The sequence below is a fragment of the Sulfolobus sp. B1 genome, from assembly GCF_007050195.1.
Taxonomy (GTDB): domain Archaea; phylum Thermoproteota; class Thermoprotei_A; order Sulfolobales; family Sulfolobaceae; genus Saccharolobus.
Genome location: NZ_QIMI01000095.1, coordinates 1 through 6,609 on the forward strand (window position 1 = coordinate 1; position 6,609 = coordinate 6,609).

Sequence of the window (6,609 nt, forward strand, 5' to 3'; positions counted from 1 at the left end):
TCTTGAAGCAGGTGCCGATGTGATTTTCCCTGAGGCTCTTACTAGTAAGGATGAGTTTGCCAAGTTCGCTAAGGAAGTTAAGGCTCCTCTACTAGCTAATATGACAGAATTCGGTAAAACACCTTATATTAAAGCTCAAGAATTCAAAGAGATGGGATATAAATACGTAATATTTCCGGTTACGTTATTCAGAGTAGCAGCTAAGGCAATGAAAGAGGCTTTAGAAGTCTTACTAAATGAAGGTTCACAAATTAATTTATTAGATAAAATGATAACTAGGCAAGAGCAATATGATATCATTGATTATTTCTTCTATGAGAGAATGGATAAAGAACTTGGGAGTATAAAAATTCTTAGAAAGCTTTAAAATTTTATGTTCTAAGTTTAAATTATGATGATAACTTCTGAAAGTTTAATAAAGAAACCACCTATTGTAGTTAAGTTAGGAACTAGAACCATTGATGCAGTTAAAGTTATGTATTCGAATAACATAGGCTCAGTCGTTATAGTGGATGACAGAAATCGTCCTGTAGGTATCTTTACTGAAAGAGATCTCATGCGTGCTATAGCTAATAGGAAGGACCTTAATGACCCTGTAGAAAAACTTGGAACTTATGGGAATTTGATTACAGTAAAGAGAAATTCTCCAATAGGGGAGGTAGCTGAGAAGATGATCAAGAATAATATTAGACATGTAATAGTTATAGGGTCAGAAGGAGAATTAGTAGGAGTTATTTCAATCAGAGATATCATAAATGAAGAACATGTGTTAAATTTTTTGATTAAATCTGAATCAACATGGGAAGGGGGTACAGATTAATGAGTATAGTTAGTAAAGGTTTAGAAAATGTTATAATCAAGACAACTAGCCTTACTTTTATAGATGGTGAGAAGGGAATATTGAGATATAGAGGTTATGATATTAATGATTTAGTTAAATATGGAAGCTATGAAGAAACTATCTATTTAATGTTATATGGAAAGTTACCGACTTCGAATAAATTAAAACAAAAAATAAACGAGGAGTATGAAGTTCCTCAAGAGGTTATTGATGCAATATATCTTATGCCGAGGGACGCTGACGCTATAGGCTTATTAGAGTTAGCCACAGCTGGATTAGCTTCTCTTGATAAGAACTTTAAGTGGAAAGAGAATGATAAAGAGAAAGCTGTAAGCATAATGGCGAAGATGTCGACAATCGTGGTTAACGTATTTAGAAGAAAGGAAGGGAATAAACCTAAGATACCCGAACCATCAGACAGTTACGCTAAGAGTTTCTTAGCTGCTAGCTTTTCTAAAGATCCTACACCCGAAGAAATTAACGCTATGGATAAGGCATTAATATTGTATACTGATCATGAAGTACCTGCCTCTACTACAGCTGCACTAGTTGCTTGTTCAACATTATCAGATATGTATTCTTCTTTAACGGCAGCATTAGCAGCGTTAAAAGGTCCATTACATGGAGGAGCAGCTGAGGAGGCGTTTAAACAATTCCTAGAAATAAAAGATCCCAATAACGTAGATAACTGGTTTAATGAGAAGATAATTAAACAGAAGAATAGGCTAATGGGGTTTGGGCATAGAGTTTATAAGACGTATGATCCAAGAGCAAAGATATTTAAAGAACTTGCTACTACATTAATTGCCCATAATAGTGAAGCTAAAAAGTACTTTGAAATAGCTCAGAAACTTGAAGAGCTAGGCATTAAGAACTTTAGCAGTAAGGGAATATATCCTAACACTGATTTCTACTCTGGTATAGTCTTCTACGCACTTGGATTCCCAGTATATATGTTCACGGCTCTCTTTGCCTTATCGAGGACATTAGGTTGGCTAGCTCATATAATTGAATACGTAGAAGAACAGCATAGACTAATAAGACCTAGAGCTCTCTACATAGGACCCGAATCATTACAATATGTTCCTATAAGTAAAAGATAAACTTTTATTTTTTGTTTACAGAACATTATTGCTATGGCTTTAGCTGGAGCGTTAGCTTTGATAATAGCTTTCATAATTGTCTGGATAATTGTCTCAATACCTACATGGATAGCTGGAAAGATAATAACACCTAGGACTACTACCTTTGGAAGAGCAATGTTGGCAACCTTAATAGGAGCAATAGTGTTTGACATATTTTCTTTTATATTCTCCTTTATATCACCAATAATTGGCGTAATCATTGGCTTTATAGCGTTTCTGGGATCGTATAAGGTGATTTTTGATACTGGATGGTTGCAAGCTTTAGGTATTGCAATATTAGCAATAATAGTAGCTGCAATAATCCTACTTATTTTGGGGGCATTAGGCATAGCATTACCTCACTTAGGTCCTTTCACATAAAACAAAGGTATCAAAATCTTTTTTCTTCAAACTATAACGAAACTTTTTTGGAAGTAGATAAATTGTTCCGTCATCTGCACTAATTTCCTCTACATCAGAATTATCATACTCCATTGCCGTTATCGCGCATATCGCAGCATCCACATAATCTTTTATACTATGAAGATCTTTCCAATTTAAGCCAATATTTTTTAATGAGGAAGTAGGATGAGTTTCTATTACTTTAAGTTCTTTAGATAACCTTATTGCTCTATCTACTAGACTAACCATGAAAGAAGGTGGTAATACCTTGAATCCTCTCTTAATCATCTCCTTATCTACTTTTCTGAACCCTTTAGAGTGAGATAATGGAGAGTCAATTGCAACTATCTTTGATTGTCTACATATTTCCAGAATTTCCCCATCAGTAGTAGCCTCGATAATCTTTATTTCCTTTCCACGCAGTACGCCTATTGCTGTTTTCCTCTTCACAGCTAGGTCTATTCCACAATACACTTTTTATTTTACCTCTTTTTCTTAAGTATGTGAAACTACCTATTATATTAATTAACTACAAGGTATATGATAACTCTTATGGAAATAAAGCTATTGAATTAGGAAAGAAAATAGAGAAAATAAGTAAAGATCACTCCGTAGAGGTTATACTTTCCGTGCCATCTACAATGATATATAGGATGTCTCAAGAAATTGACTTACCAATTTACGCTCAGCATGTTGATTCAAATAGTTTAGGTGCTTTCACTGGTACTATACCACCAGAATTGATCAAAGATGCAGGGGCAAAAGGTACATTATTAAATCACAGTGAGAAGAGGATGAGAGCTGATGAAATAGATGATGTTTTAAAAAGACTAAAGAATCTCGGTTTAGAAAGTGTTTTATGCGTAGATAGATATGAACTGGTATACCCATTCAGTCTTCTTAAACCAAATGCTATACTTATTGAACCTCCAGAACTTATTGGAACCGGTATCTCAGTATCGAGGGCTAAACCAGAAGTAATAACTAGAGCTGTAGAAGAAATAAGTAAAAACAAAGATGTATATCTGATAGCTGGTGCTGGAATTACGAACGGTGAAGATGTTTTTAGGGCAATAAAACTAGGAGCTCAAGGGATTGGAGTAGCTAGTGCAGTAATGAAAGCCAAGGAACCAGATAAGGTAGTTGAGGATTTAATTATTAGTGCACTAAAAGCGATGGATTTAAGCTAATAAGATATTATGTAGTTTATAAATTAATGAATTTGCTCCGAATTCATTAAGTATGATCTCTTCGCTCTTTTTTACTCCTACAATCGAATATAAGCTAACTAAAAATATAAATGATGAAATAAGTTCACTTTCTCCGCCTGCATCATGGTAGATTTCATCATATTTAAGTATATTGATTGTTACATTTCCATCTTCGTATTTTGATAATCCGTCAACGACTTTCAAGTTAATTTGCTTTACGAAACTTTTTATGCCATATTTTTCCAATACTACATTTATTAAATTTATTATACATTCAGTATCCTTACATCCTATCATTAAAACTACCTATCATCCTTAAAATATTAATGATTTTTCATACTGATAAATAGAGCGATAATACTAAGAGCTAAAGCCAATAATGAAAGTCCCAACGCTAAAAAGGGTAAAATTAAAAGTTTGTTCATTATTATAAAGATACTCATAAATGATTAAAAATCTTAAACGCCCAAGCTTTTTCAGTTTTACTTAAATTAGTCTGAACTTCTTTCCCACCCTAAAAGATAAGGCTAGCCGTTTCTCTGTCATGTCTAAAGTTATTTCATTGGTTTACGAGTGGATTTGTATTGTAGCCTATAATAACGTCAAGTATAAATAAGGTATACTTCTGTAACGTCAATTTAATATTCTCTGTCACTTATTATGAGATAATACCATATATTAATCAAATAAATTTTATTGTTATGAGAGATTAAATATAAAGGACAAAATATTACTATAATTTTTCTAGAAATTGAAGAAAAAGGAAGTAAGGAATATGACAATTATCTAGTAAAACAAAAGGTTAAATATTATTTTTCGTATTATCAAGGCTATTTCGTAACGGTTGAAATTTAGGTAAATCTTATATTCTCAAAATATAATAGCTTTCTGTGACCTACTGGTTAGTGCCAATTCAAGAAGATATGTGGGAAGTTATAAGGGACAAGGGGATATATGGTTATAAAGAGAATCTACAAGATTATATTAAAGAAGGTGATTATATAATAATTTACGTTAGTAAGTATTATGCTAAACGTTATGGCGGAAAGATAGTGGGAATAGTTAAAGTACTGTCTGGCTGGTATGAAGACCATACTCCCGTTTATCCTGAGGAGACGGTAAGAAATAGAGGTATTTATATATTCAGAGTAAAAGTGGAACCAGTAGTAACTGGTGAATGCGATATGAAAAAAATATTGGATAAAATACGTTTCATTGAGGATAAGGGTCAGTTAGCTAAATATCTGAGGAATGCCCCTGCTAACTTAAAGAGACCTGTTCCAGAGTATGATGCCAAGATAATTGAAGAGTGCCTCAAAGAATCAATACTCAATATTTGATTGTTTCTAGTTTCGATATGAACATTTGTAGTAAGTCATAAAGGGTTGATATTAGTTTACCTATTATATACTTATAGATGAAGAATATCAGATATCTTATATTTATTATCACTAACAATCTTTTAGCTACTTTCTCTTGGTTTAAAATTATATCCTTCAGTCTAGAGTCAGTTATAAAGTTCTTAATTTTTCCAATGACTCCTAGTAATTCCTTTATAGTGCTCTTTAAGTTTCTTATACTCTTATTCTTTAATCTAGATATTACGCTTTCATAATAATGTTTAAGTAATTGATAATCCAATAGGTCAGTATAGGTAACATTGTTCTCAGTAGTCATATTTATATTATTGCTTAGTATTACCATAAAAAGTGTGAATGATGATATTTTCGGGGAGTTGGAAAGATGACGTACTTTCAGCGAGCTGATGAGATGACATCCTGTACTGCTTTAACTCCTTCTCCAAACCTTATTGGTTCACCTAGTTTTCTTAAAACCCTTTCTATAACACTTATTGCTACTACTGCATCATTAGGCGTTACCCAACCCATATGGCCTATCCTGAAATACCTAAAAGCAGGATGCACACCTGGAGCAAATTCAACTCCCTCATTTATTGTCTCAGCTAAAACTTTCTGAGGATCTGTTTTTTTAAGTACAACTCCGGTTACTGTATTACTATATGACGCCGGTTTCTTAGCAGTTATTTCAAGTCCTAAAGCTTCAACTCCAGCTCTTATAGCGCTAGAGACTAACGCGTGCCTTTTAACCCTGTTTTCAATTCCTTCCTCTCTTATTAGATCAAACGCTTTAGCTAATTGCAGAATTACGTGAACTGGTAAAGTGGAAAAATATGAAGCTTTTCCTTCTTCCATATTTCTCATTACTGGTAGCCAATTTCTTAAATTCAGATAATAACCAGCAATTGAATCCTCGTTATTTAAAAGTTCATTAGCCTTTGGTGATAGTACTAATAACCCTAACCCAGCTGGACAACCTAAGGCTTTCTGGCTAGCTGTCAAATATACGTCAATATTCCACTCTTCAGCCTTTACTTCCTCAGCTCCTACACTAGATACTCCGTCTACAACTACTAGATCTACGTACTTTCTTATCTTTTCCACAACCTCTTTTACAGGCTCTCTAACTCCGGTACTAGTCTCTACGTGTGTTAAAGTTACCATCTTATAATTCTCTTTTTGCACTTCTTCTAATACTAAATCTTGATTAACGTATTCACCAGGTAAAGGTCTTACTACTTTTACACTTACCGGATATCTCTTGAAAATCTGTTCCCATCTATCTCCAAATACACCATTAGATAATACTAGAACTTTATCATCTTTTTTAAGCAAAGATGTTACGCTTTCCATGGCAGAAGTCCCTCCACCCGGTATTATGAATGGTTGATATTTTTTACTAACACCCATAACGTATCTTAGCCCTTCAAGAGACTTTCTGAAAGCTTCTACGAACTCTTTAGAAGTAAAGCCTACGTTATTATCCAATCCAGCAATAAGCACATCTTCTTTTATTGTAGTTGGACCTACGTGTAGTAAAAGCTTATCCATAAGATAGGCTTAACTACACTCCTTTATTCTTTTCTACATTAAATGGAAATTTTTCTAATCTGTAAGCTGAATCCCAAAACATGTATTCGTAAACTGAAGCTGTTCTAAAATGTTTTTTTAAT

General features: G+C 33.5%; 10 protein-coding genes and 1 pseudogene. 6 read left to right on the forward strand and 5 right to left on the reverse strand.

The genetic code is table 11. The features are described 5' to 3' along the window. From DMP16_RS06985 to DMP16_RS07000, 4 genes are all read left to right on the forward strand, one after another. Positions 1–367, forward strand: a 367-nt coding sequence (locus tag DMP16_RS06985; RefSeq protein WP_185957834.1) for an isocitrate lyase/phosphoenolpyruvate mutase family protein, incomplete at its 5' end; no start/stop codon positions are given. A 24-nt stretch (positions 368–391) separates the two neighbouring features. Continuing rightward, positions 392–820, forward strand: a complete 429-nt coding sequence (locus tag DMP16_RS06990) for a CBS domain-containing protein (protein WP_069283722.1) — start codon at positions 392–394, stop codon at positions 818–820. After that, the gene (gene gltA / locus DMP16_RS06995) at positions 820–1,944 is read left to right on the forward strand and encodes a citrate synthase (RefSeq protein ID WP_143577020.1); all 1,125 of its coding nucleotides are present in this window, start codon (positions 820–822) and stop codon (positions 1,942–1,944) included. The genes DMP16_RS06990 and gltA overlap by 1 nt, the downstream gene beginning before the upstream one ends. A 33-nt stretch (positions 1,945–1,977) precedes the next feature. Then, a complete protein-coding gene (locus tag DMP16_RS07000) occupies positions 1,978–2,346 on the forward strand; it encodes a hypothetical protein (RefSeq protein ID WP_143577021.1) in 369 nt (122 codons plus the stop codon). Here DMP16_RS07000 and DMP16_RS07005 read toward each other — a convergent pair. Then, positions 2,329–2,841 carry a DUF429 domain-containing protein gene (locus DMP16_RS07005; RefSeq protein ID WP_231961114.1) on the reverse strand — a complete coding sequence of 171 codons (513 nt, stop codon included), beginning with the start codon at positions 2,839–2,841 and terminating at the stop codon, positions 2,329–2,331. The two genes, DMP16_RS07000 and DMP16_RS07005, sit on opposite strands and share 18 nt — an antisense overlap. A gap of 29 nt (positions 2,842–2,870) precedes the next feature. Here DMP16_RS07005 and tpiA point away from each other — a divergent pair, with 29 nt between their 5' ends. Next, entirely contained in the window at positions 2,871–3,557 is a 687-nt protein-coding gene (gene tpiA, locus DMP16_RS07010; RefSeq protein ID WP_069283718.1) for a triose-phosphate isomerase, read from the forward strand. Here tpiA and DMP16_RS07015 read toward each other — a convergent pair. Continuing rightward, positions 3,549–3,875 (reverse strand): hypothetical protein, encoded by a 327-nt coding sequence (locus DMP16_RS07015; protein WP_069283717.1) that lies wholly within the window; start codon positions 3,873–3,875, stop codon positions 3,549–3,551. The two genes, tpiA and DMP16_RS07015, sit on opposite strands and share 9 nt — an antisense overlap. Positions 3,876–4,468: 593 nt before the next feature. On the opposite strand from DMP16_RS07015, the gene DMP16_RS07020 reads away from it, so the two are divergent. Further along, positions 4,469–4,918: an EVE domain-containing protein gene (locus DMP16_RS07020; protein ID WP_069283716.1), complete on the forward strand. Its 450-nt coding sequence runs from the start codon at positions 4,469–4,471 to the stop codon at positions 4,916–4,918. Here the strand turns inward: DMP16_RS07020 and DMP16_RS07025 are convergent. The 3 genes and pseudogenes from DMP16_RS07025 to DMP16_RS11380 all read right to left on the reverse strand — a co-directional run. Then, complete coding sequence (locus DMP16_RS07025; protein WP_069283715.1) at positions 4,908–5,255, reverse strand: hypothetical protein; 348 nt, start codon at positions 5,253–5,255, stop codon at positions 4,908–4,910. The two genes, DMP16_RS07020 and DMP16_RS07025, sit on opposite strands and share 11 nt — an antisense overlap. Positions 5,256–5,332: 77 nt before the next feature. After that, a complete protein-coding gene (locus DMP16_RS07030) occupies positions 5,333–6,487 on the reverse strand; it encodes an alanine--glyoxylate aminotransferase family protein (RefSeq protein ID WP_069283714.1) in 1,155 nt (384 codons plus the stop codon). 13 nt (positions 6,488–6,500) lie between these two features. Continuing rightward, positions 6,501–6,609: pseudogene (locus DMP16_RS11380) on the reverse strand (thiaminase II); the annotation flags it as partial.